The sequence below is a fragment of the Mesorhizobium sp. ArgA1 genome, from assembly GCF_053714375.1.
Genome location: NZ_JBSKBQ010000001.1, coordinates 594,470 through 621,201, shown reverse-complemented (window position 1 = coordinate 621,201; position 26,732 = coordinate 594,470). Strand labels below are relative to the sequence as shown.

The following is a 26,732-nucleotide window of genomic DNA, read 5'->3' as shown; positions in this document are numbered from 1 at the left end:
AAAAGTGTCGCGCGGTTTTGCGAGAAGAGCCTCCGTCAAACAAGAAAAGTAGGCATGCTGTACGACATCAGGCTTCATCTCAGCTACGACTATGACGCCGCGGCCGGTGGCAGCCGACATCAGGTGCGCGTGTTGCCGCCGACCATTGAGGGCGTACAGCGTGTGGTCGCCGCCTCGCTTTCGTTTGTGCCGACCCCGTCGGAGCGCACCGATTTTTCCGATTTCTTCGGCAACAACGTCACCGCCATCGCCTTTCGCAATGTCCATGACGGGCTCGACATCAGGATGAGTGCGCGCGTGTCGGTGTCGCGTCCGGAGCCTGGGCTCGACGTGTCGCCCGACTTGCGGCGCCTGAGGGAAGAACTCGGCGCGGTGCGGTCACTGGCGGCTGACGCGCCGCATCACTTTCTCATGGCCAGCGATCATGCCGGCATCGATGCGGCGATCACCGCCTATGCACGCGGCAGCGCCAGCGGCTCGACGGTGGGCACGGCCATCGATCTGTGCAACCGCATCCATCGCGACTTCATCTATGACGGCAAGGCGACCACCGTGCATACCAGGGCAAGCGACGCCTTCCGCCTGAAGCGCGGCGTGTGCCAGGATTTCTCGCACATCATGATCGCCGGCTTACGCGGGCTTGGCATCCCCGCCGGCTATGTCAGCGGCTTCCTGCGCACCATTCCGCCGAAGGGCAAGCCACGGCTCGAAGGCGCCGATGCCATGCATGCCTGGGTCAAGGTGTGGTGCGGGCGCGATGCCGGCTGGCAGGAATTCGACCCGACCAACGGCATGCGGGCAAGCAACGACCATATCACCGTTGGCTACGGCCGCGACTATTCCGACGTGGCGCCGATCGTCGGCGTCTTGAAAACCACCGGCGGACAAGTCGGCGACCAGGCGGTCGATGTCATTCCCGTTGCGCTGGAAAAAGCGTAGCTGCGTCGAAACGCCAACGAGCAAGATTGGCTGGTGCCGCCATTCTAAGTGGCGCGGCGGAACCAGTGGCCTGTCCGGCGCTTATCTACGAGAAAAATCTCGTGGAGGGGGCATGCTGGACAGATCCGGGGCGCCATCCGGCCGATCGGTTGCCGGGCAGGGAGTCAATGGGACGCCGAAGAATGGCGCGCAGGCCTCCGCCGAACAGGCTTCGCTGACCTATGTCAGCGACAGCGAGCCAGGTATTCGCCGCCTGAAGACGGGCGCGGGATTTTCCTACAAGGGCGCGAAAGGCCAGGCCGTCGGCGCTTCGGCCATCGCCCGCATCAAGGCGCTGGCCATTCCGCCCGCCTGGACGGATGTGTGGATCTCGCCCGATCCCGCCGGCCATATCCAGGCGACCGGCCGCGACCAGCGCGGGCGCAAGCAGTATCGCTACCATCCGCTGTGGGCCGCCGAGCGCGACGGCGCCAAATATTCGAGCCTTGTCGCCTTTGCCGAAAGCCTGCCGGAATTGCGTCGCCGCATCGATGCCGACCTGCGCCGCCGCGGCCTGCCGGCCGAGCGCGTCGTGGCGGCAATCGTCTGGCTGCTCGACAACACGATGATCCGGGTCGGCAACGCCGCCTACGCCCGCGACAACAAGAGTTTTGGGCTGACCACGCTGCGCGACCGCCACGTCGATATCCAGGGATCGAGCCTGCGCTTTGCCTTCAAGGGCAAGTCCGGCAAGGAGTGGAAACTGCAGCTGGTCGACCGCCGCATCGCCAAGGTTGTGCGCGGCGCGCAGGATATACCGGGGCAAAAGCTCTTCCAGTATCTGGATGAGGACGGCGCCCGGCATCCGGTTCGCTCCGACGACGTCAACCGCTACATCCGCGATGCTGTCGGAGAAGATTTCAGCTCCAAGCATTTCCGCACCTGGGGCGGCACGATCCATGCCGCGTCGCTGTTTGCACAGACGGAGCTTCCCGAAAGCCAGGCCGGGGTGAAGCGGGTGATGAATACCGTCATCGACAAGGTGGCCGAGCGGCTGGGCAACACGCGCGCCGTCTGCCGCAAATGCTATATCCATCCGCAGGTGTTCGAAGCGTGGTCGCAAGGACGGCTGCTCAGCGAAATGACCGAGGCCAACAAGCGCAAGCGATCGATAGACGGTCTCGACGACGAGGAGGCGCTGGTGCTTAGGTGGCTGAAGGTTCGGGAAGGCTGACCAAATCGCCATAAATTTTTTGTCGACGCCGTGTCGGCATCGGTCCTACTGTTTCGTCCTTTGACAGAGAAAGGACTTGCCATGCTCTATGCTATCCTCTGCTACGCCTCCGAAGACGTCGTCTGCTCTTGGAGCAAGGAACAGGACGACGAGGTCATGACCAATCTTCTGGCGGTGCAGGAAAAGTATGCCGTGGCCGGCCGGCTTGGCCCGGTGGCGCGGCTGTTGCCGACCACCGCCGCGACGACGCTGCGCAAGGTCAAGGGCGAGCCCGTCGTCATCGACGGCCCGTTTGCAGAGACCAAGGAACAGTTCCTCGGCTTCTATACGCTCGAATGCGCCGATCTCGACGAGGCCGTCGATTTCGCGCGCGAGCTTTCCGAGGTCAATCCGAGCGGCGGTTCCTACGAGATACGTCCGGTTTCCATCTTCAATCCCGCCAGAGTGCCCGCATGACCGAACTTGCCTGGATCAGCAACGCGATCAGCACCGCCCGTCCGCAGGCGATGGGCGCGCTGCTGCGCTATTTCCGCGACCTCGACGCCGCGGAAGAGGCTTTCCAGGACGCGTGCCTCAGGGCGCTGAAGAACTGGCCGCAGAACGGGCCACCGCGCGATCCGGCGGCCTGGCTGATCTTTGTCGGCCGCAACAGCGGCATCGATGCGGTGCGCAAGCGCGCCAAGCAGGCGCCGATGCCGGAAGAGGACCAGATATCGGACCTCGAAGACGCCGAGAGCGATATCGCCGAGCGGCTGGACGGCGCGCATTACCGCGACGATATCCTGCGGCTTTTGTTCATCTGCTGCCATCCGGACCTGCCGGCGACGCAGCAGATCGCGGTCGCCTTGCGCATAGTCTCCGGTCTCACGGTCAAGCAGATCGCGCGCGCCTTCCTGGTCGGCGAAAGCGCCATGGAGCAGCGCATCACCCGCGCCAAGGCGCGCATTGCCGACGCCGGCGTGCCCTTCGAGACACCAGGCGCGGTCGAACGGTCGGAGCGGCTCGCCGCGGTCGCCGCCATGGTCTACCTGATCTTCAACGAGGGCTATTCGACCAACAGCGGCGAAGCGCCGGCGCGTGCGCCGCTTTGCGAAGAGGCCATCCGGCTGGCGCGGCTGTTGCTCAGGCTGTTCCAGACCGAGCCGGAAATCATGGGGCTGACAGCGCTGCTGTTGCTGCAGCATGCCCGTGCGCCGGCCCGTTTCGACGGCAATGGCGAGATCGTGCTGCTCGACGACCAGGACCGTTCACTGTGGAGCCGCAAGATGATTGACGAGGGCCTGGCGCTTGTCGACAAGGCCCTGCGCCACCAGAAGCCCGGACCCTATCAGGTGCAGGCGGCGATCGCCGCACTGCATGCGCGGGCGGCAACGCCCGAGGACACCGACTGGACCGAGATCGACCTGCTCTACAGCCTGCTGGAAGTGATGCAGCCATCGCCGGTGGTGACGCTGAACCGCGCGGTCGCGGTCGCCAAGGTGCGCGGCCCGGAAGCCGCCCTTGCCATGATCGAACCGCTCGGCGAAAGGCTGTCCGGCTATTTCCACTTCTTCGGCCTCAAAGGCGGCCTGTTGATGCAGCTCGACCGCGGCGAGGAGGCGCGTGTCGCCTTCGACCGTGCCATTGCACTCGCCAATACGGCGGCGGAAGCCGCCCACATCCGCATGCATATCGACCGGCTGATGAGGGATGGCGCCGTAAAGGCCCCCGCGAAGACAGCGCACTGAAGCCTGTTCCCCGCTGGCTCAATCGTGCAATCCCGGCTTGGACCATGCCGGGGTGGCGATTTTCCCCTGAAACGAGTAATGCCACGCCATGACAGCGCCTGAGGTGCCTTCGCGGCACGCGGGCGACGTGGCGCGAAGGCTCGATCGCCGCCACATGATGGCGAGCGAATCTGAAAGGGATAAAAATGACGATAGCGAAGGAAACGGCTGAACTTTTGGCGAAACTGGGCGTGGCCAAGGATGCGCTCACCGGCGGCGACCTCATCGTGCGCAGCCCGGTGACGGGCGAACAGATCGCGGCGCTGAAGACGATTTCACCGGCTGAGGCCGCCAGGACCATCGACGCCGCGCACACGGCGTTCCAGGCCTGGCGGATGGTGCCGGGTCCCCGCCGCGGCGAACTGGTGCGGCTGCTCGGCGAGGAGCTGCGCGCGCACAAAGCCGAGCTTGGCCGGCTGGTATCGATCGAGGTCGGCAAGATCCCGTCCGAAGGCCTCGGCGAAGTGCAGGAAATGATCGACATCTGCGATTTCGCGGTCGGGCTTTCCCGCCAGCTCTACGGCCTGACCATCGCCACCGAACGTCCGGGACACCGCATGATGGAGACCTGGCATCCGCTCGGCGTCGTTGGCGTCATCTCGGCCTTCAACTTCCCGGTCGCGGTGTGGTCCTGGAATGCAGCGCTGGCGCTGGTCTGCGGCGACGCCGTGGTGTGGAAGCCGTCGGAAAAGACGCCGCTGACGGCGCTCGCCTGCGAGGCGATTTTTGCCCGCGCGGTCAAGCGCTTCGGCGCGGATGCGCCGCAGGGTCTGGCGCCGGTGCTGATCGGTGATCGCGCCGTCGGCGAGATCCTGGTCGACCATCCCAAGGTGCCGCTGGTCTCGGCCACCGGTTCGACGCGCATGGGCCGGGATGTCGGCCCAAGGCTGGCCAAGCGCTTTGCCCGCGCCGTGCTCGAACTCGGCGGCAACAATGCCGGCATCGTCTGCCCGACCGCCGATCTCGACATGGCGCTGCGCGCCATTGCCTTCGGCGCCATGGGCACCGCCGGCCAGCGCTGCACGACGCTGCGGCGCCTGTTCGTGCATGACAGCGTCTATGATGCGCTGCTGCCCCGGTTGAAGAAAGCCTACGAGAGTGTTTCGGTGGGCAATCCGCTGGAGACTTCCTCGCTGGTCGGGCCGCTGATCGACAAGGCGGCTTTCGACGCCATGCAGAAGGCGCTGAAGGAAGCCGGCGCCCATGGCGGCAAGGTGACCGGCGGCACGCGGGTCGAGAATGGTCATCCCGACGCCTACTACGTGCATCCGGCGCTGGTCGAAATGCCGAAGCAGGTTGCGCCTGTGACGGAAGAAACCTTCGCGCCGATCCTCTATGTGATGAAATATTCCGACTTCGACGCCGTGCTTGGCGAGCACAATGCAGTCGGCGCCGGGCTGTCATCGTCGATCTTCACGCGTGACCTGCAGGAATCCGAGCGCTTCCTCGGCGTCGACGGCTCGGATTGCGGCATCGCCAACGTCAATATCGGCACATCGGGCGCCGAGATTGGTGGCGCGTTCGGCGGCGAGAAGGAAACCGGCGGCGGCCGCGAAAGCGGCTCGGATGCCTGGAAGGCCTATATGCGCCGCGCCACCAACACGGTGAACTATTCCAAGGCGTTGCCGCTGGCGCAGGGCGTGTCTTTTGACATCGATTGAGGCGGTGCGCTGGCTTCCCTGACCAGTTGATCCATCCCGCTTCAGTCGGGATGGATCGCTATCGTTCTGCCTGGATCGTTCCGCTTGCCGGCAATGGAAACGATGCCGCGAAAGCGGCATCGATGACCGCAAGCTTGGCGGCCTGCACGGTCATGTATTCCTGGTAGAAGCTGTTCGAGACCCACATCACCGAATGCCCGCGCCGGCCCATCCAGCCGACGCTGCCGAGCTTTTCGGCCTCGCGCAATTTGCGCGCCAGATGAGTGCGCGAGAGTTTTAACCAACTGGCGAATTCGCCGATCGAAACCACGCTGGTCGGGATCTGGTCGAGGCCGGCATGATCAGGGTCGATGCCCGACATCAGCCGATCCATGACGATGCCGCCATTGTTGAGCCAAATGAACAGCGAGAAGGTCTGCTTGGGCTCGCGCACCGGGTTGGAGGAAAGCAGGCCTTCCGCCACCATCGGCTGCAGCCTGGCGATCATGCCGTGCTGCTCGAGAAACAAGGTGAGGCGGTTGCCGCCATCGAGACCGTCGAGCGTGCGCAGATGCGCGATCACCCAGCCATCGAATTCCTTCAGCGTCGCCGCCGTCACCTGAAAGGGGTGGGCCCGTCCGTCGCCGGTGTGCGGCAGGTATTCGATGATGCGGTAGTGCAGCATCTCCTTGACGAAGGCCTCGGCGGTGTTGCGGCTGGCGACGGAATAGCGAAGCACGGCATCGATGAAGCGGGCGAGGGTAAGTTCCGTGCGGGGATCGCGCCGGTCGCGGGCGAAATGCAGGGCAAGGCCGGTGTGAGCCAGCAGCCAACGCTGTTGCGTGGCGAACACGGCGGCCAGGCGCGGGCTCGTTTCATAGATGTGCAGCAGCGCCTTCGACTGCGCCTGGACATAACGATGCAGCGCCGGATGGCCGGCAATATATTCGAAATTCAGCGCCATCCTCCTCGTCCTCCGGCCAGCCCCGGCAGCGAAGACGCAATCACAGTTCCAGCCTTAGACGCCCGTGTCCAGCCATGCCAACCCGGACAAAAGGCCTAGAGCGGCCAATCGCTCCACAGACATGTTGAAACCGCTCAATCCCTTTGATTTTGAGGCAATTGCGATGGCGAAAGCGTCACGCGCTTTTTCTGCTCGGCCTTGCGGATCCGCCGATGGTTGACTGACAAACGCGGCATCCAACACCTGCTTCCGCAAGCCAACAATGCCGTCCGCGAATCTGGGCTTCATTCGATCTACATCGGGAGAGCCGCGGTCCTCTTTGACCGGAGGTCGGTTTGATCGGCTTGGTCACGTCTGACAAAACTGCGCCAGCCACCGTAGATGGAGATATCGGACGCGCCTGCGAGGCCGGCGGTTTCGACCAGGAACCCTTTGGCCGCGCTGCCATCCTCGAGTTCGATCGTTCCTACACCGAGCGGCGGCGGGATGGCAGCGACGAAGCGTCCGAAGGCGTCTGGATCAAGCCGCCAGACTTCAACGTCTATCCGCACACCATCCTTGGAGACCCGGACGAGACCGGGCTTTGGCACGGATTGTCCGGCAAGTGCATAGAGCCGGTAAGCGGGCAATGTCCTCACTGCCTTCGAGAACCTGGCGCCGAGATCCCGCAGCTGACCGTTGAGCGGCATTCCCGAAAGGTGCGCGCCTACGACCACCAGATCTATCATCCCGTCCTGCGCATATTCGCCGAACGGTCCTTGGTCCGGCTGTGCCCAGCCAGTGGCGCCGAGTGGAAGCGCACTCGCGGCATGGAGTTCGCGGGCGAGTGCCGCCGTCAACCAGTCGTTGCCTGCGGCGGCCAGCAAGGTCACGCTCATCGGCAGCCCGTCGTCGCGCTTGCCGGTTGGCACGGCAATGCCGCACATGTCGAGCAGGTTGACGAAATTGGTGTAGGTGCCGAGCCGGCTGTTGGTGGCGATCGGATCGGCGAGCACGGCATCAAGCGTATAGTGGATCGGGGCCGTCGGGACGCAAAACAGGTCGACCGAAGCGATGACCGGGGCAAGCTTCGCCTTGTAAGCCTGAAGCGCATACAGGCCGTTGAAGGCGTCGGCAGCCGAAAGGTTGCGAGCGCCGCCGATGATCTTGCGCGTCACCGGATGGATGGCCGCTTCGTTGGCGTCCATGAAGTCGCGGATGGCCGCGTAGCGTTCGGCCACCCAGGCACCTTCGTAGAGAAGGTTGGCGGTGGCGTAGAAATCACTGAACGGGATTTCGACCAGCCGGCAGCCAAGCATTTCCAGACGACCAAGAGTCGCCTCGAAGCCCGCCCGCATCGAAGTGTCGCCGAAGAATTCGAGATCCGCCTTCGCCGGGACACCGACACTCAGCACAGGCGGGCGCACGGCAAGGGCCGGCACTTTGATCGCCCGCGAATAGGCATCGGCCGGGTCCTTGGCGGCGGCCACGCCGAAAACCGCATAGGCGTCGTCGACGGTCAACGCGAATACGGAGATGCAATCAAGCGTGCGGCAGGCTGGCACGACGCCGGTGGTCGAGAGCGCGCCGACCGTGGGTTTCAACCCGACGATGTTGTTGAGGCCGGCGGGAACACGGCCGGACCCTGCCGTGTCGGTGCCAAGCGCGAAAGAGACGATGCCGCGCGCCGTCGCCACGGCGGAGCCCGACGAAGAGCCGCCCGGCACGAGGCTCGCATCGACGGCGTTCCTCGGGATCGGATACGGCGTGCGCACGCCGACAAGACCGGTCGCGAACTGGTCGAGATTGGTCTTGCCCACCACAAGCGCGCCGGCGGCCTTGAGCCGCGCCACCACTGTGGCGTCCGTCTCCGGCGGATAGGCATATTCGGCGCAGGCCGCCGTGGTCGGCATGCCTTCGACGTCGATGTTGTCCTTGACGGCGAACGGGATGCCCCACAGCGGCTTCAGCACCGGATCGAACGGCCCGAGCGCTTCAGCCTCGGCAAGCATCCGCGCCTTGCTGGCGACATGGATGAAGATGCCCGGATCGTCGGCGGCCGCGATGCGGGCATGAACGGCATCGATCATGGCGGCAACGCTGAGGCCATCCGCGTAGGCCTTGTGCAGACCGCCGATGTCGAAGCGGATATCGCTCATTTTGCCTCCCCCAGAATGATCACCGGCAGGTCCCATTGGATCAGCACGGTACAGCCGTCCTTCGTCCACACCGCATGCTCGGTTCCGACCGGATTCAGGACCACGCTGCCGGCCGGATAATCGCCATTCTCGTCGCTCTGCGTGCCATCGAGCACGACGATTGTTTCCAGCCCGACATGGCGATGACGCGGCACGCCGGCGCCGGGCCGATAGTTGAGGATCGCGACCGATGGCTCGACCGGTCCGCCCTTGAGCAGCCAGTGGACCGTGATGCCCTCGCGAAAATGCTCGTATGTCAGCTCGCGCCAGCCGCCGGCGGCGAGACCGGCAAAAGCTAGATTAGCCATTGGCAAGTCCCTGCAGCACCTGGTCGGTGGTCGCGGTCCAGCCGACGATCGCGCCCTGCGCGCGGATCATGGCGAGCGCTGCCGCCTTGAATTCGGGGAAATAGCTTTCGGTCGCATCCTCAGCCAGCAGGCACTCATAGCCCCGGTCATTGGCTTCGCGCATCGTCGTCTGCACGCAGACCTCGGTGGTGACGCCGGCAAAGACGAGTTGCTGCGCGCCGAGCCACTTGAGGTCGTTACCGAAGCTGGTCGCATAGAAGGCGCCCTTGCCCGGCTTCTCGATGACGATCTCGCCGGGCAGGGGGGCCAACTCATCGAGGATCGCCGTGCCCGGTTCGCCTGATATCAGCACGCGGCCCATCGGACCGATGTCGCCGATGCGGATCGACGGATTGCCACGGTTGCGCTTGGCCGGCGGCAGGTCGGAAAGGTCGGCTTTGTGGCACTCCATCGTATGGATCACCGGCAGGCCCGCGGCACGAAAGCCCTCGATCAGTTTCCTCACCGTCGGCACGATGGCCGTGACACGGCTGACATCGTTGCCGAGGCTGGCGCCGAAGCCGCCGGGCTCGGCGAAATCGCGCTGCATGTCGATGACGATCAGTGCCATGGATTCCGGCTTGAAGACGAAGGGAAACGGCAGCGCATCGATTTCAGCCATCAGTGATGTCCCGCCATATGCTCGCCGATGGTCTGGACGCTCGCCTGCGCGATCGGCGTTTCATAGACCAGCCCGCCGTCCGACATGACGAAGATGCGGTCGGAGAGTTCCAGCAGTTCGTCGAGGTCTTCCGACATCAGAAGCACCGCAGCACCGGCATTGCGCGCCTTCATGATGCGGGCACGGATTTCGGCGACCGCCGAGAAATCGAGGCCGAAACACGGGTTGGAGACGATCAGCAGGTCGACCGCGCCAGTCAGTTCGCGGGCTAACACGGCGCGCTGCACATTGCCGCCAGACAGCGAGGCGATGGGCGAGGACAGTGACGCGGTCTTGACCCTGAACTGCTCGACCAGCCGGGCGCTGAAGGCACGAATGGCACTGGTGCTGATCCAGTTCACAGGTCTGCCGTTGCCGTCGATGTCAAAGGTGCGGAAGGAGATGTTCTCGGCCACCGTCATTTTCGGCGCGCAGGCGTTCTTCAACGGCTCCTCGGGGATGAGACGGACATTGAGCGCACGGGCCTCGGCGCGGGTCGCCGCATAGGTGGTGCCGCGCACCAAGACCTCGCCCGCCTCGCGTGGGCGCTGGCCGGCCAGCACTTCCAGAAACTCCTTCTGGCCATTGCCGGAAATGCCGGCGATGCCGACGATCTCGCCCGAGCGCACGCCGAGATCCTCGATGCGGATCGACTTCAGCCCGGTTCTGTCAGGCGCCTTCAGCGACCTGACCTTCAGCACCGTTTCGGCATCGGGTTTCGGCGCGGCGCGGCTGTCGAGGGCTGCGATCGGCTGGTCTCCGATCATCATCGCCGCCATCGCCTTGTGGTCGAGATCGGCGACGCGGCCGGTTCCGGTGAGCTTGCCCTTGCGCAGCACGCTGACATCGTCGGCGTAGGCCGTCACCTCGTGGAATTTGTGCGAGATCATCAGCACAGTGAGGTCGCCCGCCCTCGTCATGGCGCGCACCAGCCCCAGCACCTCCTGCGCCTCGCCGGGCGTCAGCACCGAGGTCGGCTCGTCAAGCACCACGAAGGAGCGGCCGAGATAGAGCTGCTTGATGATCTCGAGCTTCTGCTTCTCGCCGGCGGCAAGCTCCGCCACCTTGACGTCGAGCGGGAGCTTGAACGGCATGCGCTCCATGAACATGGCAAGGCCGGCGCGTTCCTTGCGCCAGTCGATGATGCCGGGAACCGTTTTACGCGAGATGACGAGGTTCTCCGCACCCGTCAGCGAAGGCACTAGGGTGAAATGCTGGTAGACCATGCCGAGCCCGAGCGCCGACGCGTCGCGAGGACTGTCAATCCTGACCTCGCGGCCATCAACCAGGATGTCGCCGGAGGTCGGGTGATAAAAACCCATCATGCATTTGACCAGCGTCGACTTGCCGGCGCCGTTCTCACCCAGCAGCGCATGGAACGAACCTGCCGGCACCCTCACGGAAACGCTGTCCAGCGCCGTGAAGCCGCCGAAGCGCATGGTCATGCCGATGGTTTCGACGCCGACGGCCTTTCTGACACTGCCGCTCATCACGGCTCTCTTATGGTAGCTGCGCGACGAGCGCCTTCGAATTCGACACCGTGCCGAAGACGCCGCCCTGCATCTTGATCATCTTGATCGCCGCCAGATGATTGCCGTGGTCGGTCGCCCCGCAGCAATCCTCCAGCATCATGCATTCATAGCCGCGGTCATTGGCCTCGCGCATGGTGGTGTGCACGCAGACATCGGTGGTGATGCCCGTCAGCACGATGTTCTGGATGCCGCGCTGGTTGAGGATCAGCTCAAGGTCGGTGGCGCAGAACGACCCCTTGCCGGGTTTGTCGATGATCGGCTCGCCTTCGATTGGATAAAGGTCGGGGATGATGTCCCAGCCAGGCTCGCCGCGCACCAGGATGCGCCCGCACGGGCCGGCATCGCCAATGCCGGCATTGATGCGGCGCGAACGCCAGCGCTTGTTGGCCGGCAGGTCGGCGAGATCGGGCCGGTGCCCCTCTCGCGTATGGATGATGGTGTAGCCCTTGGCCCGCATTGCCGACAGCACCCACTTGATCGGCTCGATCGGCGCGCGCACCAGCGAAAGGTCATAACCCATATGGTCGACATAGCCGCCGGGCCCGCAGAAATCCGTCTGCATGTCGATGATGATGAGCGCCGTGTTGTCGGGCCTGAGGTCGCCATTATAGGGCCATGGATACGGCTCGGCGTCGATCGTATGCTGGATGATTTCGGCTCTGGCGTTCATCGGCAAGAAACTCCAGTCATTTGGTGATCGACAGTTCACCCGGCGCGCCGGCAAGCGAGCGCGTCGGTGACGAGGTAGCAATCATGATGATGAGGGTGAGGATGTAGGGAGCGGCATAGAACAGATAATAGCCCTGCGTGACGCCGACCGATTGCAGGGCGGGGCCGAGCGCGCCTGCCCCGCCGAACAGAAGGGCGGCGGCAAAGCAGCCGAGCGGATTCCAGCGCGCGAAGATGACCAGCGCCACCGCCATCAGGCCCTGGCCCGACGAGATGCGTTCGGTCCAGCTGCCGGGATAGTAGAGTGACAGGTAGGCGCCGCCGACGCCAGCCAGCGCGCCGCCGACGCCAGTGGCGAGCAGCCGCACCGTATCGGGGTTGAGGCCCATGGCGCGTGCGGCATCGGAGCTGTCGCCGACGACGCGCACGATCAGGCCGGCGCGGGTGTTGCGGAATGCCCACCACAGAACGACCGAAAGCACGGCTCCGATGAGGAACAGGACGTTGACGTCGAGCGCGGCCTGCACCTGTGGAATGTCGGACCAGCCGCCGAAGGGAATGGCGGGCAAATTGGGCGCCTTCGGCTTGATGAACGGCTTGCCGAAGAAGAAGGCGAGGCCCGACCCGAACAGCATCAGCGCGATGCCGATGGCGATGTCATTGACCTTGGGGAATTTGCAGATCCAGCCGTGGAAGAGACCGAAACAGATGCCGGCAATGGCAGCGGCGAGCAGGCCGATCCAGGGCGAGTTGGTCATCACCGCAACCGCGTAGGCGGTCATGGCGCCGAAGACGAGTGTGCCTTCCAGTCCAACGTTGATGCGGCCGGAACGCTCGGTGATCGCCTCGCCCAGCGAGACGAAGATGAAGGGTGTGGAGACGCGAATGGCGCCCCCCAGGATGGCCAGTGGTACGCCCCAGAGGCCGATCTCGGTCCCGTCCATCAGGCGGCTCCCTTCCAGAGATCGGGGTTGAAGGCCTTGAGGCGGCCGTAGAAGGTTTCGCTGAACAGGATGACGATGAAGATCATGCCCTGCAACACCAGCACGGTGGCGTCGGGCAGGTCCATGCGGCGCTGGATCAGCCCGCCCGAAGCGTCGATGCCGCCGAGCAGGACGGCGACCGGGATGATGGCCAGCGGGTTATGGCGGGCAAGGAAGGCGACGAGAATGCCGGTGTAACCATAGCCGGCGGCGAGCGAGGCATTCGCGCTGCCCTGAACTGCGGCGACTTCCAGCATGCCGGCAAGCCCGGCGAAGCCGCCGGCCAGCGCGGTAAAGCCAACGATGAGCGGCCCGACGGCCAGCCCCTGGACCTGCGCTGCCCGCACATTGCCCCCGGCGATGCGTGCGGCAAACCCCCAGCGGGTCTTTTCGATGAGCAACCAGGATATGATGCAGGCGACGACGCCGACGAGCAGCCCCCAATGCACGTCCATGCCGGGGATGTTGCCGATGCGGTAGATGTCCGCCAACGGCTGGGTCGAGGGCTTGTTGAGCGAGGCCGGATCGCGCAGCGGCCCTTCCACCAGCTGGTTCATCAGCGCGATGGCGATATAGGCCATCAGCAGGCTGGAAATCGTCTCGTTGACGGCCCGGTAGTGGCGCAGCGCGCCGACGGCACCGATCCAGATGCCGCCGGCGGCCATGCCCGCCACGCCCATGGCAAGAATGACGATGAAGGAAGGCGTGCCGCTGAGCGTCACGCCGATGGTCGCAGCGGCAACGCCGCCGAGCACGATGGCACCCTCGCCACCGATGACGACGAGGCCAAGCCGCGCCGGCAGCGCCACGCACAGTGCCGCGAAGAGCAGCGGCGCGGCCCGCGACAGCGAGTTCTGGATCGAGAACCAGGAGCCGAAGCCGCCGCGCCACATCACTTCGTAGAGTTGCACCGGCGATTTGCCGACCGCCAGGATGAACAGGCTGAAGATCGCCATGCCGACAATCAGCGCCGCGACCGGAATGACGAAGGCCTCGGCACGCCGTGCGAGCCATTCGAGCGCCGCCGGATAGCCCTTGAGGCCGAACACCGGCACGTCCGCACTGCTGACCGTCTCTGCCATGACCCGCCTCCGTCCGCCCGGTTTACGCGGTCGAGCCGACGACGCCCTCGACAAGATAGTCCATGCTTTCGAGCTCGATCGCCGTCTCCGCGAAGGCTTGCCCTTCGGTGGCGACGACAACGCCCTTGTTGCTCTTCAACGGACCCTTGATGACGGAGAAGCCACCCTTCATCATTTCGGCCAGCGTGGTGTCGAACTGCTTGCGCGCCGGCTCGCCGACGGCGGGGCCGAGCGGGCTCATCTTGACGAAGCCGTCCGCCAGCCCGCCGCGGGTGAAATTGGGCAGCGGCTTGCCGGCGACGAGGTCGTCGACGAACATCTTGTAGACCTTGGCCCAGTTCCATTCGGCGCCGGTCAGGTATTTTTCCGGCGCCAGCGGGCTCTGGTTGGCGTGATAGCCGCAGACGAAGGCGCCGCGGCCAGCGGCCGTCTCGACAACCACTTTCGGGCTGTCGACATGGCAAGTGACGACATCGATGCCCTGGTCGACCAGCGCATTGGTGGCCTCCGCCTCCTTGACCGCCAGCGACCACTCGCCAGTGAAGATGACCTGGCAGGTGATGGTCGGGTCGACCGAGCGCGCGCCGAGCAGGAAGGAGTTGATGTTGAGCAGGACCTGCGGGATCGGCTTGGCGGCAACGAAGCCGAGCTTTTTCGACTTGCTGGTATGGCCGGCGACGACGCCGTTCAGGTACTGGCCCATGCCGATATAGCCGAAATAGGAGCCGGCGTTCATCGGGTGCTTGTCCTTGTTCCACATGCCGCCGCAGTGGCGGAACTGGACGTCGGGGAATTTCGCGCACATGGCCAGCATGTGGGGGTCGAAATAGCCGAACGAGGTCGGGAAGATCAGTGAGGCACCGTCGAGATTGATCATCGATTCCATCGTCTTCTGGACATCGACCGTCTCCGGCACGTTCTCCTCCTCGACGACGGTGATGCCCTCGATGCCCTTCAGCGTCGCAGCACCTTCGGCATGCGCCTGGTTGTAGCCATAGTCGTCCTTCGGCCCGACATAGATGAAGCCGACCGTGGCGGCGGCGGCAAAGGCCCTCGAGATGGGAAAGGACGCCGAGGCAAGGCCGAGTGTCGCCCCGGCGGCGGTGGTCTTGAGCAACTGGCGGCGGCTAAGCATGAAACGGTCAGTCATGTTAATGCTCCTCTTTCAGGGCCCCTCAGGAAGCCGGTTAACGCCTCGATAAGAAAGTGCATGCAATCACCGTGCCAGTTCAAAAATTCAAATTTATGCAATATAATCAGAGGCGCAGCTTTCTCCTTCTGCACAATGCGGCGGCAACTGCATACACTTTTTGCCTTCATAATGGACAATTTGACACGCAGATTAAAATATAGGCATAGAAGGTGCCGGCGTGAGTCGTGACAGCGTGTTCGCTGCTCGATTTCATGGCCTGAAGAAGCGGGAGACGAGGCAGAGGTGTCGGGAAAGCGCAGCTTGATCCGGTCCGGTACGACCGTCGATCAGATGGTGAGGGCGATCGGCGACCGCATCGTCACCGGCGTGCTGCGCCCCGGTGAAAAACTCGACGAGGCTTCGCTTGCCGCCCGCTTCGAGGTGTCACGCACGCCGGTGCGCGAAGCCCTTGGCCAGCTCAGCGCCATGGGTCTTGTCGAAAGACGGCCCAATCGGGGCGCGATCGTCGCGGTGGTCACCCAGGAACATCTGGCTTCCATGTTCGAAAGCATGGCGGAGCTGGAAGGAATTTGCGCGCGCTTCTGCGCCGAGCGCATGACCGGCGGCGAGCGCCGCGCGCTGGAGATCGAGCATCAGGCCTCGGCGCGGCTGGTGCGGCTCGGCGCTGAGGAGGACTACGAACATTTCAACACCGAATTCCACAGCCGGCTCTATCGCGGCGCCCACAGCACGCATATCTACGAACTGACAGCAGCGACGCGCAGCCGGCTGGCCCCCTTCCGTCGCGCGCAGTTCAGGCTTGCCGGCCGCCTGGCCAAATCCTGGCAGGAACATGACGCCATCGTCACGGCGATCCTGCGCGGCGATGGCGTCGCCGCGGGCGCCGCAGCAAAGGATCATGTTTCAATCGTAAGCGTAGCAAGCGCTGTCTTTGCTCTCGGCGAACGGCCGAAGGGCGCAAATACGACGCTGCCGGTCACCGCCAGCTGACAAAACAGAAGAAGCCTGCAGAGGGCAGCTTCAGCCGTCCCCCGAAGGCTGATGACGGATGATGTTCGGGGCGCTCACCGCGGCGGCGATGAGCTCGATGTCATACCGCGGGCTATTGACGCGGCGGGCGCCAACGGCCGTACGCGACTCTAAGTTCCCTTCACGATTCTCGGCTTGGGCGGTCGGCGGGATTGAGCCGCGCTTTCGAGGGTCAAGGCCAACCGCTTCTCGTCTTCTATGGCGCGATCGACAGCCTCAATTTCCTCTTGAAGCGCCTTCAGCTGGACTCCATAGCTAGAGCCATCGCTGTCTCCGATCTGAAAGCCACTTGCCCGCATTGCGTCGCGAGTATGATGGACGTTACGAACTCCTTCGCGTCGAGTCGCGACCAGGATTTCCCTGAACTCTCCAAGACGTTCAACGTGACTGCGAGTCATTGGCGTTCTCCTATTTCGTCGCCATCGTCGCCGGAGGGGACTCAAAACCGGCTAAAACTTACGGCGCAGAAGGATTGAAAGACTACAGGAGATACTCTCGACAAAGCATGAGTGCAGAAGCTCAAATTTGAACCTCTTGCTTAGGATCCAATCTATCGAGTGCTCGTCTTTTCGCCCAGGGCGCCTGCTGTTCGGCGCTCGTGCTGGTCCATATGGCTGTCGATTCTGGATCGTGAGGGTTCGTTTCTGAGTGCACAGCGATGCTGGCCTCAATGATCGACATGCGAGCGGGTCGGCCTCCTATGGCAAGGAGCCTGGTGACTCACCCGTGCCGGCGGACTATGTCTGCCGACTGCCGTTCCCATCTCCGATGACGTCGTCTCGAAATCGACAAACCGGTCCTTATGGGACTTCGTATAGTTCCAGCGGCAACCCATCTGGGTCGCTGAAAAACGCAAAACGTTGATCTGTATATGGGTCGATCCGGATTGGCTCAACGGCGACACCGGCGGCTTCCAGGCGCATAATTACGGGATCAAGATTCGCCACGGCAAACGCCAGATGTCTCAGGCCCGTCGCCTCTGGATAGGACGGCCGCATCACTGGGGCAGGGAAGGAGAACAATTCCAGCTGGACCGACCCGATCCGCAGATCCGCCTTCCACGACTGCCGGTCCTCCCGATAGACCTCCCGGATCAGATCGAGGCCGAGGAGGTTGACGTAGAACTGTCGCGACCGGTCGTAGTCGGTGCAGATGAGCGCGACGTGGTGAATTGCGTTCAGCATGCCACGAACTCTAGCCAAGCTGGGATTTGAGGCCAAGGTCACCATCGGGTAGGCGGCACTTTGTTGATGTTGCCTTCGCGAGGGGCGCCTCGCCTTGAGGATTTTGCCTTGCGCACGATGTTGCCGGCAGAGCGCAACCATATCGGCTCTGGCCTCGCGATAGGTGGAGGGCAAGCCGGCATCGGAGCTGCCCCCGCGACTAAAATCTCAATACCCAGGCTTCCACTTTTCCCTTGCCTTTGACTTCGATAGCGCCGCGCGTCTCGAAGACGAATTGGTCCTTGAGCTGCTCGTAGACGGGGCGCGTCACCTGAACAGAGTCGGGAACTCCGGCAGATTCCATGCGGCTCGCCAGGTTCACAGTGTCGCCCCATAAATCATAGATGTACTTACTCTTCCCGATGACGCCGGCGACCACTGGCCCGCTGTTGACGCCAACCCTGAGCTTCATCGAGACGTTGTGTTCCATCGCGTGCTCGCGGGTAATGTGAACCATGCGGATGGCCATGCGGACCATGCGCTCGGCGTGGTTGGCTACCGGCACGGGTAGGCCGCACACCGCCATATAGGAGTCGCCCACCGTCTTGATCTTCTCGATGCCGAGATCATTGGCGGCAACGTCGAAGCGCGTGAAGAGTCCGTTGAGAAACATCACGACATCGTGCGGCGGCATTTCCGATGTCAGTGCCGTGAACCCGACCAGGTCTGCGAATGCGACCGTGACCTCGGCGAAGCCGTCGGCGATCCTCTCCTCGCCGGCGCGCAGCCGATTGGCGATCGGTGCCGGCAGGACGTTGAGCAGCAGCTGCTCGTTCTCTCGGTTTTTGTTCTCGATTACGACATTCTTTTGGTGCAGATCCTCAACCATGCCATTGAACGCCAGGCAGAGCTCGCCAATCTCGTCGCGCGTACGGACCGGCACGCTGGTCGCATAGTCGCCGGCAGAGAAGCGTTTCACCCCGGCAGTGAGATCGCGGAGCGGTCCGAGCAGCGCGCGCGAAAGCCAGGCGGCGGTGGCGGCGACCACGGCCATCGCCAGTGCCCCGACGAGCAGCAGATCCCGGCGGAGCTGGGCGATCGGTGCGAAGGCCTCGGCGCTGTCGATCTTGGCGACGAGAGCCCACTTGACATCGGAAATCGCGAGCGGTCCCCATGAAGCGAGCGTCGGGACGCCACGGTATCCGATGATCTCGCCCGTGCCGTCGACACCGGCGAGCGCGGCACGGGAGGCCTCGGTGTCGACGCGCTGATGCAACACTGGTGTCCCGTAACGCTGAATGATCGCGATCTCCTCGTCCGAAGTGCCCACGGATTTCAGGTCGGAGAAGAAGTTATCGCGGTTCTCGTAGAACGCCCGCGAGCCAGATCGCACCAGATAATCAGGTCCGACGAGATAGGCCTCACCCGTATCGCCGAACCCTTCCTGCCGCCAGCGGCGGTTACCGGTGACAACGTTGTCGATCTCATCATTCGACAATTGCGCGACCAGCACGCCGATGACGACGCCCTGGGCAATCACAGGTGCAGCCATGAAGGCGATCGGTGCACCGCCCGATGGCGCATAAGAGGCGAAATCTACGAGGCATATGGCTGACGGGTCTGCTATTTGCGAGCAGCGGGCGACGGCGGCCGCGACGTTGGTGCGGCGGTACGGACCCAACTGAAGAGACGTGGTGAAATCCACCTCCTTCTCGACCGTATAGATCAGGCGACCCGATTTGGGATCGGCAATCATGAAATCGAAAAAGCCGACCGTGGTAGCCGCGGCGCGCATCAATGGATGATAGATGGCGTGCAGCCTGGAATATTCGCTCCCGTCGCCGGCGTCGTCGAGAAGCTTGCGCCGCTCCGCCGGGTTGGGATTTTCCACAATGTAGTGATACTGCAGATAGAAGGGGGCACCATCGACCGGCAGGTAGTCCGACAGGGCTGGTTCCCTGCCCAGGGTGCGCGTCATTCCGGGGATGAAGTTCTCGGCGTACCAATCGCCGACCCTCTGCCGTAGTTCAGGCGGCGCGCCTTCCCGGTCGAGTTGGTCGACCGCGGTCCGGAACTCGCGTGTAGCATCGACCACCATCTTTGAAGCGGCAAGCAGGCGCAGTTCCGCCTCGATCGTGCGGAAGTAGGTTTCGACCTGGCGCGTCTTGGTCTGACGGGCGGCCGTGAGTTGGTCGAACACTGCTTTTTCGAGAGCGTCGCGGGCGCGGAAGTAACCGAGCGCCCCGGTGACCATGACCGCGATCGCGCCAAGAAGGACGAGGGTTGTAAACAGCTTTGCAGCCAATCCCCAGCCCGTTGGGCTGGATGAGCCGGTCACATCTGAAGAAGACATGAGATCTTACTTTGCTTTGCATCAGGTCTTCGGAAACAGGAGCGTCGGCGTCGCATCGGACGCAAGCCAAGATTGTGTTTCATCTGCTACCCCTCCCCTCGCATATGCATACCAAATTTACTGCGAGACGTGTGCGGGAATGTGTTGTGGATTCGACATGCTGGATGCCATGTCGCCGGATCCCGACAGGAAACCCTGGGAATCAACGGTAGCCAGTTGCTACGTGACGCGACATAAAAAGCAAGGAATGCGGCCACTTTGGCCACACTCAAGCTTTTGATTTTGCTTATGAAAGCGATGGTAGCGGGAGAGGGACTTGAACCCCCGACCCCAGGATTATGATTCCCGTGCTCTAACCAACTGAGCTACCCCGCCAGGGCGGCGAAAGGCCCGAAATCCGCCTTAAATCGAAAGGCATTTCGGGGCGTTCGCCAAGGTCGCGCGGATATAAGGTTGGGAGGGCGAGCCTGTCAAGCATCGATGCGTCAGGCGCGCCGGCATATTGCCGCTGGCAAAAAGCTTTGCCGGGCAGACCTCAGAGGCTAGAGCCTTTTCAATCCCGATGGCGTCGGGATGGGGCTCTGGTCTTTTGTTTGAGAATGGTCTTTTTCCGAAAAACCGGTTCCCACTTTTCGGGACCATGCTCTGGTCGCCGGGGTTGAGTTCGACGGGGCACGTCGCTATGTCTCGGCCAAGAAATTAGAGTTTTAAGCTGATGAAGCCGCGCATTGCAGTCCTCGGTTGCGGATACTGGGGCTCAAACCACATCCGCACCCTAAAGGCGCTTGGCGCGCTGCATGCGGTTTCCGATGCCAACCGGGCGCGGGCCGAAGGTTTTGCCAGCGAGCAGGACTGCCTGGCGATCGAGCCCGACCAGCTGTTCGTGCGTGACGATATCGACGCCATCGTCATGGCGCTGCCGCCGCAATTTCATGCCGATCTCGCCGTGCGCGCCACTGAGGCCGGCAAGGATGTGCTGGTGGAGAAGCCGATTGCACTGACTGTGCCCGACGCCGAAAGTGCCGTGCAGGCGGCAAAGGACAATGACCGCGTCTTCATGGTCGGTCATGTCTTGCGCTTCCATCCCGCCTTCGAGACGCTGAAGGCGCTGATCGACAATGGGGAACTTGGCGAAGTCCGCTACATCCATTCGCATCGCCTCGGCCTCGGCAAGTTCCACACCGAGAACGACGCGCTGTGGGATCTGGCGCCGCACGACCTGTCGATGATCCTGGCCATCACCGGCACCGAGCCGATCGAGGTCAGGGGCGAGGGTGCGGCACTGCTCGATAACCTCAGCGACTTCGCGCATCTGCATATGCGCTTTCCCAACGGATTGCGCAGCCATCTCTTCACCTCGCGCCTCAATCCCTATCGCGAGCGGCGGCTGACCGTGGTCGGCACCAAGGCGATGGCGGTGTTCGACGATGTCGAGCCGTGGGAGCGCAAGCTTGCCGTCTACCGCCACGCAGTGTGGCAGGACAGCGGCCAGTGGGCCTTCACCACCAACGAGCCGTCCTATGTCGCGGTCGGCCAGGGCATGCCCCTGACGCGCGAACTGGAGCATTTCATCCAGTGCATCGAGACGCGGGCCGAGCCGCGCACCAGCGGCGAGGAAGCGATCAGGGTGCTGCGCATCCTGACCGCGGGCACGGTCACGCACACCAAATCCTGAGACCGTTTGGAAGCTGCGCTGAAGGCAGTCTCTGAGAGGATGGCGCTTATTCCGCGGGAACCTGCGCCGGCCTGGCGGCGAGCCGCGTCAGCATGGCTTCGGCCTCGGCGCCGCGCTCGGAGCGCTCGATAAAGCCGCCGCCGAAGACGCGGGCTTCGTTGCCATCGTCGGAATAGAGCACGCAGGCCTGCCCTGGCGCGATGCCGGACTCGCCGTCGACCAGTTCGACAAAGGTGCTGCCGGCGCGGTGATGCAGCACGGCCGGCCGCGGCGGCCGCGTCGAGCGGACCTTGGCAAACAGTTCCATGCCGGCCGCCGGAATGTCGGACAGCGCGCGATCGCCCAGCCAGTTCATGTTGCGCAGGTAGATCTTGTGCGTCTCCAGCGCCTCGCGCGGGCCGACAATGACGCGCGCCCGGTCGGCATCGAGATGGACGACGTAAAGCGGCTCGCCGGAAGCGATGCCGATGCCACGGCGCTGGCCGATCGTGTAGCGCAATATGCCATCATGGCGCCCGAGCACGCGGCCGTCGATATGGACGATGTCGCCCGGATTGGCGGCAGCCGGCTTCAGCTTGGCGATGATGTCGGAATACTTGCCCTGCGGAACGAAGCAGATGTCCTGGCTGTCCTGCTTGGCGGCGACCGTCAGCCCCATCTCTTCGGCGATAGCCCGCACCGCCGGCTTCGACAGGCCGCCGAGTGGAAAGCGCAGATAGTCGATCTGCGCCTGCGTGGTGGCAAACAGGAAATAGCTCTGGTCGCGGTCGGCATCGACCGGCCGGAACAGTGCGCGGTGGGCGCCGTTGGCGCCGGACCGGATATAATGGCCGGTAGCGAGCGCGTCGGCGCCAAGGTCCTTGGCGGTCGCCAGCAGATCGGCAAACTTCACCGTCTGATTGCAGGATACGCACGGGATCGGCGTCTCGCCGGCGACATAGCTTTCGGCGAACGGGTCAATCACCGCCTTGCGGAACCGCTCTTCATAGTCGAGCACGTAATGCGGGATGCCCAATGTCTCGGAAACGCGGCGGGCGTCGTCAATATCCTGGCCGGCGCAGCACGAGCCGGCCCGGTGCGTTGCCGCGCCATGGTCGTAGAGCTGCAGCGTGACGCCGACGACATCATAACCTTCGCGCTTCAAAAGGCCTGCGACGACGGACGAATCGACACCGCCCGACATGGCGACGACGACGCGGGTGTTTTGCGGGCTGGCGGGAAGATCGAGGCTGTTCATGGTTCTTTCGTTCTGCGCGGCGCTTCAATGGCAGTGGCGCGAATATAGGTCAACCACATCAGCGGCGCCAGCTTTGCGGCAGCGCCGATTTGGCGGGAAAATTGTGCGCCTGCCGACCGTCCACTCAAATGCCGACGAAAAGACTAACGCGGCGTTCATGATCCTTACCTAGTCATTAGGGTTCGCTTAGGCAATTTTTAAAGCTGTGGCGGTAATGTGGTGGGGATTGGGTCTTTGAGTTTTTTGTAGAGAGTACGATGACCGATCTTGTTAGACCGCGAGTCAAATATGTTATCGGGCCTGACGGCAGCCCCCTTACGATTGCCGATCTGCCGCCGACGAATACACGTCGCTGGGTTATCCGGCGCAAGGCGGAAGTGGTTGCTGCGGTGCGCGGGGGGCTTTTGAGCCTCGATGAGGCATGCCAGCGCTACAAGCTGACCACCGAGGAATTCCTGTCCTGGCAGGCGTCGATCGACGAATATGGCCTTGCCGGGCTGCGCACGACGCGCATCCAGCAATACCGGCACTAGAGCCGATCTGAACAAGAAAAAGGGCGCGGCAACCGCGCCCTTTTTTGCCGTGCCGCCACGTCCGCTTCAGACCGTCAGCACGACCTTGCCGATCGGCCTGGTGGCCAGAAAGGCATGCGCTGTTCCCGCCTGTTCGAGCGGAAACGCCTTTGCCACATGGACGGCGAGCTTGCCCGCATCGACCAGTTTGGCGAGTTCTACAAGGCCCTCGCGGTCGGGCACCACGGACATGCGCTCGACGCGAATGTTTCGCTCCTTGGCCTTGGCTCGGGTGGTATCGTGGACATCGAGCAGCGACACCAGGACGCCTCCGTCCTTCAGCACCGCCAGCGATTTGTCTGCATGGTCGCCGCCCACCGGCTCCAGCACCAGGTCGATGTCGCCAACTTCGGCGATGAAATCGCCCTCGGTGTAGTCGATCACCTCGTTGGCGCCGAGCGAGCGGACGAAATCGAGCTTTTCCGGGCTGGCGGTGGCGATGACGTAGGCGCCGCGCGCCTTGGCGATCTGTACCGCCAGGTGTCCGACGCCACCGGCGGCGGCATGGATCAGCACGCGCTGGCCATGCTTCAACCCGCCATGGCGAACAAGGCCTTGCCAGGCTGTCAATCCGGCCAGCGGCAATGCGGCGGCATGGACGTGATCGATGCTTGCGGGCTTTAGTGCGATTTCATCGGCGGGCGTGACGGCCAATTCGGCATAGGCCGCTGCCTGTCTGGGAAAATGCGGCATGCCGAACACGGCGTCGCCGACCTTGAGGCCCGTCACGTCCGCGCCGAGCGCTTCGACGGTCCCCGAAATATCCCAGCCGAGGATGAAGGGCGGCTCGCCGAGAAGCGGGTAGTAGCCGCCGCGTACGGCACCATCGACCGGATTGATGCCGGCGCCCTTGACGCGGACAAGCACATCGCCGTGTTTTGGCGTCGGGTTGGGCCGATCGGCAATGACAAGGACGTCGGGTCCGCCGACGGAATTCTGGATAACGGCACGCATGGAAGCCTCTCCTGCTCTGTTGATGCCACTATCATTTGGATAGTAATATTCCCTTGTCTAGTATGTACCTTTTCCATATATAGGCACCTTATGGATAGTGATAATGATTGCGGCTCCGGCTATGACGCCTTCCAGCGGACGTGTCCTTCGCACGCCGTGCTTGAGATGCTGGCCAGCAAATGGGTCTATCTGACGGTTTGCGCGCTGCGCCGTGGCCGGATGCGCAATGGCGAACTGGCGCGCAAGCTCGAAGGCATTACGCCCAAAATGCTGACGCAGACGCTGCGCGTCCTCGAGCGCGACGGGCTGGTGCGGCGCGAAGTCTTTCCCGTCATTCCGCCGCGGGTCGAATATGAATTGACGGAACTTGGCCAGAACCTTGCGGGGCTGCTCACCCAAATACGGTCCTGGTCGGAAGAGCACGTGCCCGACATCAAGGAGGCGCGGGCAAGGGCGGCGGCGATCCAGGATGGGGAGTTGCAGGCACAGGTGTGAGGCTGCGGCCGCCTTGCGGCCAGATCAGCAGCGCCCGGGCCTTTTGGCGCGACTACACGCAAAGCAAAGCACGGCGTCAGTCGGCGCCGGTTGGGTGAAACCCGGTCTTCAGCCGATCATGGCGCTGCGGCCGCCGAGTTCAGCGTCGCGGATCTTGGTGTCGCGCGATTCCAGCATCTCGGCCTTGGAAAGCTCCGCTTCAGCTTCGCCGAGTAATGATTCGGCAGCGCTTCGCTGCTGGGCGAGGTCGCTTTGCGAATTTCTGAGGTTATCACGGCGCAGACGCGCCGCCTTGGCGAAGGTCGGATAGGCAAAATGATTGATGTCGGTGATGCCGGCCTTCTTTTCTTCGGCGGTGATCTGAAGCTCCAGTTCGACGGCCATGCGCTCGAACTCGGCGATCATCGTGTCGAGCTGCAGCAGCTGCCGCCGCTTCTCATTCACCTGAAATTGCTTCAGCCGAACGAGGTTTTCACGTGACTTCATGATTCGGTACTCCCGGAAACGCACACCTGCACATATCGTCCAATCCGTCCGCCAGGGCCTGGCGTCACCCGTATCCACCGGCATTCCCCGAACTATGGGAAACAAATTCCTAAAGTTTTTTGCCGGCGGTAACCATTCGTTTACGGGCATTGTTAATCATAAGGGCGAGGACTTAAGGCCGGGTAAAAATTCCGGCTCCCGATACGGAAGCCGGCCAGCGAGTCCCTTGAGTCACTTAGTCCAACTTATTAATGTGTTGCATTAGCGATTTGGTTCTGTGATTCATCATTAGATTCAAGAGGGTGTAGAAAGCGGTTAAAAAATCTGGTACCGTCCTGGGTGCGGAATTAGGTTTTGTTAACCATTCGATGGCAGCCTTCTGTTCAGGCAATCACTGCTCCGGTCCCGGATGGGTCGTGACATGGTCCGGCGGCAGAAAAGGGGAATGAAATGCGCGTTCTGCTGATAGAAGACGACAGTGCAACCGCTCAGAGCATCGAGCTGATGCTCAAATCCGAAAGTTTTAATGTTTATACGACCGACCTCGGCGAAGAAGGTGTCGATCTCGGTAAACTTTATGATTACGATATCATTCTTCTCGATCTCAACCTTCCCGACATGTCAGGCTACGAAGTCTTGCGGACACTTCGCCTCTCGAAGGTGAAGACGCCAATCCTGATCCTGTCCGGCATGGCCGGCATCGAGGACAAGGTGCGCGGCCTGGGCTTCGGCGCCGACGACTATATGACCAAGCCATTTCACAAGGATGAGCTGGTCGCCCGCATCCACGCCATCGTGCGCCGCTCCAAGGGTCATGCCCAGTCGGTCATCACCACCGGCGACCTGGTGGTCAATCTCGATGCCAAGACCGTCGAAGTCGGCGGCCAGCGCGTGCATCTCACCGGCAAGGAATACCAGATGCTGGAGCTGCTCTCGCTGCGCAAGGGCACCACGCTGACCAAGGAAATGTTCCTCAACCACCTCTATGGCGGCATGGACGAACCGGAACTGAAAATCATCGACGTCTTCATCTGCAAGCTGCGCAAGAAGCTCGACGCTGCGTCCGGTGGCCAGAACTACATCGAAACGGTCTGGGGCCGCGGCTATGTGCTGCGCGAACCGGAAGACATTCGCGTCAGCGCTTGAACGAACATCATCTGATTGAATTCAATGCAAAAAACCCGGCTCAGGCCGGGTTTTTTGCTGTCCCTTCCGTTCGAGTATGACCCGAATCAGGCGGCGATCTTCAGAGTGCGAAAGCGCTCGAGAAGTTGCGGCCGGTTGAACGGCTTCAAGAGATAGCCTTGGGCGCCGGCGCGCTTTGCCTTCATGATCGAGGCGACGTCGACCTCCACCAGCGAAATCAGGATCTGCGGCTTGATCGCGCTTTCCATGGCGCGGACCTGGCGGATGACATCGACCGCCTGCATGTCGGGCAGGGCGCCGTCGACGACAATGACATCCGGCATCTCGGCCGCGCACATCTCGACCGCGTCCAGTCCGGTGGCCGCTTCGATCACCACCATGTCGGAGCCGCCAAGAATCCGTTTTGCGACCTTCCTGATCACACTCGAATCGTCAACAAACATGCAGCGTTTCATTTCCGGGTCCTCTTTGCCTTGGGGCGAACCGGCGGCATCCG

27 protein-coding genes and 1 tRNA gene are annotated in these 26,732 nt (G+C 62.9%); 10 read left to right on the top strand and 18 right to left on the bottom strand.

Annotated elements, in window-relative coordinates; all coding sequences use genetic code 11:
* Positions 1–54 precede the first annotated feature (54 nt).
* The 5 genes from ACWGTI_RS02945 to amaB all read left to right on the top strand — a co-directional run bounded on the left by ACWGTI_RS02945 (position 55) and on the right by amaB (position 5,579).
* Complete coding sequence (locus ACWGTI_RS02945; RefSeq protein WP_454585718.1) at positions 55–939, top strand: transglutaminase family protein; 885 nt, start codon at positions 55–57, stop codon at positions 937–939.
* A gap of 112 nt (positions 940–1,051) precedes the next feature.
* Positions 1,052–2,152 (top strand): DNA topoisomerase IB, encoded by a 1,101-nt coding sequence (locus tag ACWGTI_RS02940; RefSeq protein ID WP_454585717.1) that lies wholly within the window; start codon positions 1,052–1,054, stop codon positions 2,150–2,152.
* An 81-nt stretch (positions 2,153–2,233) separates the two neighbouring features.
* The gene (locus tag ACWGTI_RS02935) at positions 2,234–2,608 is read left to right on the top strand and encodes a YciI family protein (RefSeq protein WP_454574596.1); all 375 of its coding nucleotides are present in this window, start codon (positions 2,234–2,236) and stop codon (positions 2,606–2,608) included.
* A complete protein-coding gene (locus ACWGTI_RS02930) occupies positions 2,605–3,879 on the top strand; it encodes an RNA polymerase sigma factor (protein WP_454585716.1) in 1,275 nt (424 codons plus the stop codon). Before ACWGTI_RS02935 ends, ACWGTI_RS02930 begins: the two co-directional genes overlap by 4 nt.
* 185 nt (positions 3,880–4,064) lie before the next feature.
* Positions 4,065–5,579, top strand: coding sequence for an L-piperidine-6-carboxylate dehydrogenase (amaB, locus tag ACWGTI_RS02925; protein WP_454585715.1), 1,515 nt, complete (start codon positions 4,065–4,067; stop codon positions 5,577–5,579).
* Between the two features lie 58 nt (positions 5,580–5,637).
* Here amaB and ACWGTI_RS02920 read toward each other — a convergent pair whose 3' ends face one another.
* Genes ACWGTI_RS02920 through ACWGTI_RS02875 form a run of 10 tightly spaced genes read right to left on the bottom strand, consistent with a single transcriptional unit; the run spans position 5,638 to position 15,123 of the window.
* Positions 5,638–6,522 (bottom strand): hypothetical protein, encoded by an 885-nt coding sequence (locus ACWGTI_RS02920; protein WP_454585714.1) that lies wholly within the window; start codon positions 6,520–6,522, stop codon positions 5,638–5,640.
* 54 nt (positions 6,523–6,576) lie between these two features.
* Positions 6,577–6,810, bottom strand: coding sequence for a hypothetical protein (locus ACWGTI_RS02915; RefSeq protein ID WP_454585713.1), 234 nt, complete (start codon positions 6,808–6,810; stop codon positions 6,577–6,579).
* A 5-nt stretch (positions 6,811–6,815) separates the two neighbouring features.
* Positions 6,816–8,660, bottom strand: coding sequence for an allophanate hydrolase (gene atzF, locus ACWGTI_RS02910; RefSeq protein ID WP_454585712.1), 1,845 nt, complete (start codon positions 8,658–8,660; stop codon positions 6,816–6,818).
* On the bottom strand, positions 8,657–9,007 hold the full coding sequence (locus ACWGTI_RS02905) for a cupin domain-containing protein (RefSeq protein ID WP_454585711.1): 351 nt from the start codon (positions 9,005–9,007) through the stop codon (positions 8,657–8,659). The genes atzF and ACWGTI_RS02905 overlap by 4 nt, the downstream gene beginning before the upstream one ends.
* Positions 9,000–9,668, bottom strand: a complete 669-nt coding sequence (locus ACWGTI_RS02900) for a cysteine hydrolase family protein (protein ID WP_454574602.1) — start codon at positions 9,666–9,668, stop codon at positions 9,000–9,002. Before ACWGTI_RS02900 ends, ACWGTI_RS02905 begins: the two co-directional genes overlap by 8 nt.
* Entirely contained in the window at positions 9,668–11,197 is a 1,530-nt protein-coding gene (locus tag ACWGTI_RS02895; protein ID WP_454585710.1) for an ABC transporter ATP-binding protein, read from the bottom strand. Before ACWGTI_RS02895 ends, ACWGTI_RS02900 begins: the two co-directional genes overlap by 1 nt.
* Positions 11,198–11,207: 10 nt before the next feature.
* Positions 11,208–11,909 (bottom strand): biuret amidohydrolase, encoded by a 702-nt coding sequence (gene biuH / locus ACWGTI_RS02890; protein WP_454585709.1) that lies wholly within the window; start codon positions 11,907–11,909, stop codon positions 11,208–11,210.
* Between the two features lie 16 nt (positions 11,910–11,925).
* A complete protein-coding gene (locus ACWGTI_RS02885) occupies positions 11,926–12,852 on the bottom strand; it encodes an ABC transporter permease (protein WP_454585708.1) in 927 nt (308 codons plus the stop codon).
* Entirely contained in the window at positions 12,852–13,973 is a 1,122-nt protein-coding gene (locus tag ACWGTI_RS02880) for an ABC transporter permease (protein WP_454585707.1), read from the bottom strand. Before ACWGTI_RS02880 ends, ACWGTI_RS02885 begins: the two co-directional genes overlap by 1 nt.
* A gap of 22 nt (positions 13,974–13,995) precedes the next feature.
* Positions 13,996–15,123 (bottom strand): BMP family ABC transporter substrate-binding protein, encoded by a 1,128-nt coding sequence (locus tag ACWGTI_RS02875; protein ID WP_454585706.1) that lies wholly within the window; start codon positions 15,121–15,123, stop codon positions 13,996–13,998.
* Between the two features lie 303 nt (positions 15,124–15,426).
* Between ACWGTI_RS02875 and ACWGTI_RS02870 the strand changes: the two genes are divergently transcribed.
* Positions 15,427–16,116: a GntR family transcriptional regulator gene (locus tag ACWGTI_RS02870; protein ID WP_454585705.1), complete on the top strand. Its 690-nt coding sequence runs from the start codon at positions 15,427–15,429 to the stop codon at positions 16,114–16,116.
* A 149-nt stretch (positions 16,117–16,265) separates the two neighbouring features.
* Here ACWGTI_RS02870 and ACWGTI_RS02865 read toward each other — a convergent pair whose 3' ends face one another.
* From ACWGTI_RS02865 to ACWGTI_RS02850, 4 genes are all read right to left on the bottom strand, one after another.
* Positions 16,266–16,553, bottom strand: coding sequence for a hypothetical protein (locus tag ACWGTI_RS02865; RefSeq protein WP_454585704.1), 288 nt, complete (start codon positions 16,551–16,553; stop codon positions 16,266–16,268).
* Between the two features lie 402 nt (positions 16,554–16,955).
* Entirely contained in the window at positions 16,956–17,339 is a 384-nt protein-coding gene (gene gloA2 / locus ACWGTI_RS02860) for an SMU1112c/YaeR family gloxylase I-like metalloprotein (protein ID WP_454585703.1), read from the bottom strand.
* 199 nt (positions 17,340–17,538) lie between these two features.
* A complete protein-coding gene (locus ACWGTI_RS02855) occupies positions 17,539–19,671 on the bottom strand; it encodes an adenylate/guanylate cyclase domain-containing protein (protein ID WP_454585702.1) in 2,133 nt (710 codons plus the stop codon).
* A gap of 298 nt (positions 19,672–19,969) precedes the next feature.
* Positions 19,970–20,046 (bottom strand) — tRNA-Met (locus tag ACWGTI_RS02850).
* Positions 20,047–20,386: 340 nt separating this feature from the next.
* Between ACWGTI_RS02850 and ACWGTI_RS02845 the strand changes: the two genes are divergently transcribed.
* Positions 20,387–21,346, top strand: coding sequence for a Gfo/Idh/MocA family protein (locus ACWGTI_RS02845; RefSeq protein ID WP_454585701.1), 960 nt, complete (start codon positions 20,387–20,389; stop codon positions 21,344–21,346).
* 46 nt (positions 21,347–21,392) lie between these two features.
* On the opposite strand, the gene mnmA is transcribed toward ACWGTI_RS02845, so the two are convergent.
* Entirely contained in the window at positions 21,393–22,583 is a 1,191-nt protein-coding gene (gene mnmA, locus ACWGTI_RS02840) for a tRNA 2-thiouridine(34) synthase MnmA (RefSeq protein WP_181061261.1), read from the bottom strand.
* A gap of 257 nt (positions 22,584–22,840) precedes the next feature.
* Between mnmA and sciP the strand changes: the two genes are divergently transcribed.
* Positions 22,841–23,116 carry a CtrA inhibitor SciP gene (gene sciP, locus ACWGTI_RS02835; RefSeq protein ID WP_013529904.1) on the top strand — a complete coding sequence of 92 codons (276 nt, stop codon included), beginning with the start codon at positions 22,841–22,843 and terminating at the stop codon, positions 23,114–23,116.
* 66 nt (positions 23,117–23,182) lie between these two features.
* On the opposite strand, the gene ACWGTI_RS02830 is transcribed toward sciP, so the two are convergent.
* On the bottom strand, positions 23,183–24,109 hold the full coding sequence (locus ACWGTI_RS02830; protein ID WP_454585700.1) for an NADP-dependent oxidoreductase: 927 nt from the start codon (positions 24,107–24,109) through the stop codon (positions 23,183–23,185).
* Positions 24,110–24,199: 90 nt separating this feature from the next.
* Here ACWGTI_RS02830 and ACWGTI_RS02825 point away from each other — a divergent pair, with 90 nt between their 5' ends.
* Positions 24,200–24,604, top strand: coding sequence for a winged helix-turn-helix transcriptional regulator (locus tag ACWGTI_RS02825; protein WP_454585699.1), 405 nt, complete (start codon positions 24,200–24,202; stop codon positions 24,602–24,604).
* A gap of 108 nt (positions 24,605–24,712) precedes the next feature.
* Here the strand turns inward: ACWGTI_RS02825 and ACWGTI_RS02820 are convergent, their stop codons facing one another.
* Positions 24,713–25,090: a flagellar export protein FliJ gene (locus ACWGTI_RS02820; RefSeq protein ID WP_454577288.1), complete on the bottom strand. Its 378-nt coding sequence runs from the start codon at positions 25,088–25,090 to the stop codon at positions 24,713–24,715.
* A 450-nt stretch (positions 25,091–25,540) separates the two neighbouring features.
* Here ACWGTI_RS02820 and ctrA point away from each other — a divergent pair, with 450 nt between their 5' ends.
* Positions 25,541–26,236, top strand: a complete 696-nt coding sequence (ctrA, locus tag ACWGTI_RS02815; RefSeq protein ID WP_006203583.1) for a response regulator transcription factor CtrA — start codon at positions 25,541–25,543, stop codon at positions 26,234–26,236.
* Positions 26,237–26,322: 86 nt separating this feature from the next.
* Here ctrA and ACWGTI_RS02810 read toward each other — a convergent pair whose 3' ends face one another.
* Complete coding sequence (locus tag ACWGTI_RS02810) at positions 26,323–26,691, bottom strand: response regulator transcription factor (RefSeq protein WP_454585698.1); 369 nt, start codon at positions 26,689–26,691, stop codon at positions 26,323–26,325.
* Between the last annotated feature and the right edge of the window lie 41 nt (positions 26,692–26,732).

Excerpts from the sequence above, each read along its gene's own strand:
- ACWGTI_RS02945 (WP_454585718.1), top strand. The coding sequence starts at position 55 with ATGCTGTACGACATCAGGCTTCATCTCAGCTACGACTATGACGCCGCG.
- ACWGTI_RS02940 (WP_454585717.1), top strand. The coding sequence starts at position 1,052 with ATGCTGGACAGATCCGGGGCGCCATCCGGCCGATCGGTTGCCGGGCAG.
- ACWGTI_RS02935 (WP_454574596.1), top strand. The coding sequence starts at position 2,234 with ATGCTCTATGCTATCCTCTGCTACGCCTCCGAAGACGTCGTCTGCTCT.
- ACWGTI_RS02930 (WP_454585716.1), top strand. The coding sequence starts at position 2,605 with ATGACCGAACTTGCCTGGATCAGCAACGCGATCAGCACCGCCCGTCCG.
- amaB (WP_454585715.1), top strand. The coding sequence starts at position 4,065 with ATGACGATAGCGAAGGAAACGGCTGAACTTTTGGCGAAACTGGGCGTG.
- ACWGTI_RS02920 (WP_454585714.1), bottom strand. The coding sequence starts at position 6,522 with ATGGCGCTGAATTTCGAATATATTGCCGGCCATCCGGCGCTGCATCGT.
- ACWGTI_RS02915 (WP_454585713.1), bottom strand. The coding sequence starts at position 6,810 with ATGAAGCCCAGATTCGCGGACGGCATTGTTGGCTTGCGGAAGCAGGTG.
- atzF (WP_454585712.1), bottom strand. The coding sequence starts at position 8,660 with ATGAGCGATATCCGCTTCGACATCGGCGGTCTGCACAAGGCCTACGCG.
- ACWGTI_RS02905 (WP_454585711.1), bottom strand. The coding sequence starts at position 9,007 with ATGGCTAATCTAGCTTTTGCCGGTCTCGCCGCCGGCGGCTGGCGCGAG.
- ACWGTI_RS02900 (WP_454574602.1), bottom strand. The coding sequence starts at position 9,668 with ATGGCTGAAATCGATGCGCTGCCGTTTCCCTTCGTCTTCAAGCCGGAA.
- ACWGTI_RS02895 (WP_454585710.1), bottom strand. The coding sequence starts at position 11,197 with ATGAGCGGCAGTGTCAGAAAGGCCGTCGGCGTCGAAACCATCGGCATG.
- biuH (WP_454585709.1), bottom strand. The coding sequence starts at position 11,909 with ATGAACGCCAGAGCCGAAATCATCCAGCATACGATCGACGCCGAGCCG.
- ACWGTI_RS02885 (WP_454585708.1), bottom strand. The coding sequence starts at position 12,852 with ATGGACGGGACCGAGATCGGCCTCTGGGGCGTACCACTGGCCATCCTG.
- ACWGTI_RS02880 (WP_454585707.1), bottom strand. The coding sequence starts at position 13,973 with ATGGCAGAGACGGTCAGCAGTGCGGACGTGCCGGTGTTCGGCCTCAAG.
- ACWGTI_RS02875 (WP_454585706.1), bottom strand. The coding sequence starts at position 15,123 with ATGACTGACCGTTTCATGCTTAGCCGCCGCCAGTTGCTCAAGACCACC.
- ACWGTI_RS02865 (WP_454585704.1), bottom strand. The coding sequence starts at position 16,553 with ATGACTCGCAGTCACGTTGAACGTCTTGGAGAGTTCAGGGAAATCCTG.
- gloA2 (WP_454585703.1), bottom strand. The coding sequence starts at position 17,339 with ATGCTGAACGCAATTCACCACGTCGCGCTCATCTGCACCGACTACGAC.
- ACWGTI_RS02855 (WP_454585702.1), bottom strand. The coding sequence starts at position 19,671 with ATGTCTTCTTCAGATGTGACCGGCTCATCCAGCCCAACGGGCTGGGGA.
- ACWGTI_RS02845 (WP_454585701.1), top strand. The coding sequence starts at position 20,387 with ATGAAGCCGCGCATTGCAGTCCTCGGTTGCGGATACTGGGGCTCAAAC.
- mnmA (WP_181061261.1), bottom strand. The coding sequence starts at position 22,583 with ATGAACAGCCTCGATCTTCCCGCCAGCCCGCAAAACACCCGCGTCGTC.
- sciP (WP_013529904.1), top strand. The coding sequence starts at position 22,841 with ATGACCGATCTTGTTAGACCGCGAGTCAAATATGTTATCGGGCCTGAC.
- ACWGTI_RS02830 (WP_454585700.1), bottom strand. The coding sequence starts at position 24,109 with ATGCGTGCCGTTATCCAGAATTCCGTCGGCGGACCCGACGTCCTTGTC.
- ACWGTI_RS02825 (WP_454585699.1), top strand. The coding sequence starts at position 24,200 with ATGGATAGTGATAATGATTGCGGCTCCGGCTATGACGCCTTCCAGCGG.
- ACWGTI_RS02820 (WP_454577288.1), bottom strand. The coding sequence starts at position 25,090 with ATGAAGTCACGTGAAAACCTCGTTCGGCTGAAGCAATTTCAGGTGAAT.
- ctrA (WP_006203583.1), top strand. The coding sequence starts at position 25,541 with ATGCGCGTTCTGCTGATAGAAGACGACAGTGCAACCGCTCAGAGCATC.
- ACWGTI_RS02810 (WP_454585698.1), bottom strand. The coding sequence starts at position 26,691 with ATGAAACGCTGCATGTTTGTTGACGATTCGAGTGTGATCAGGAAGGTC.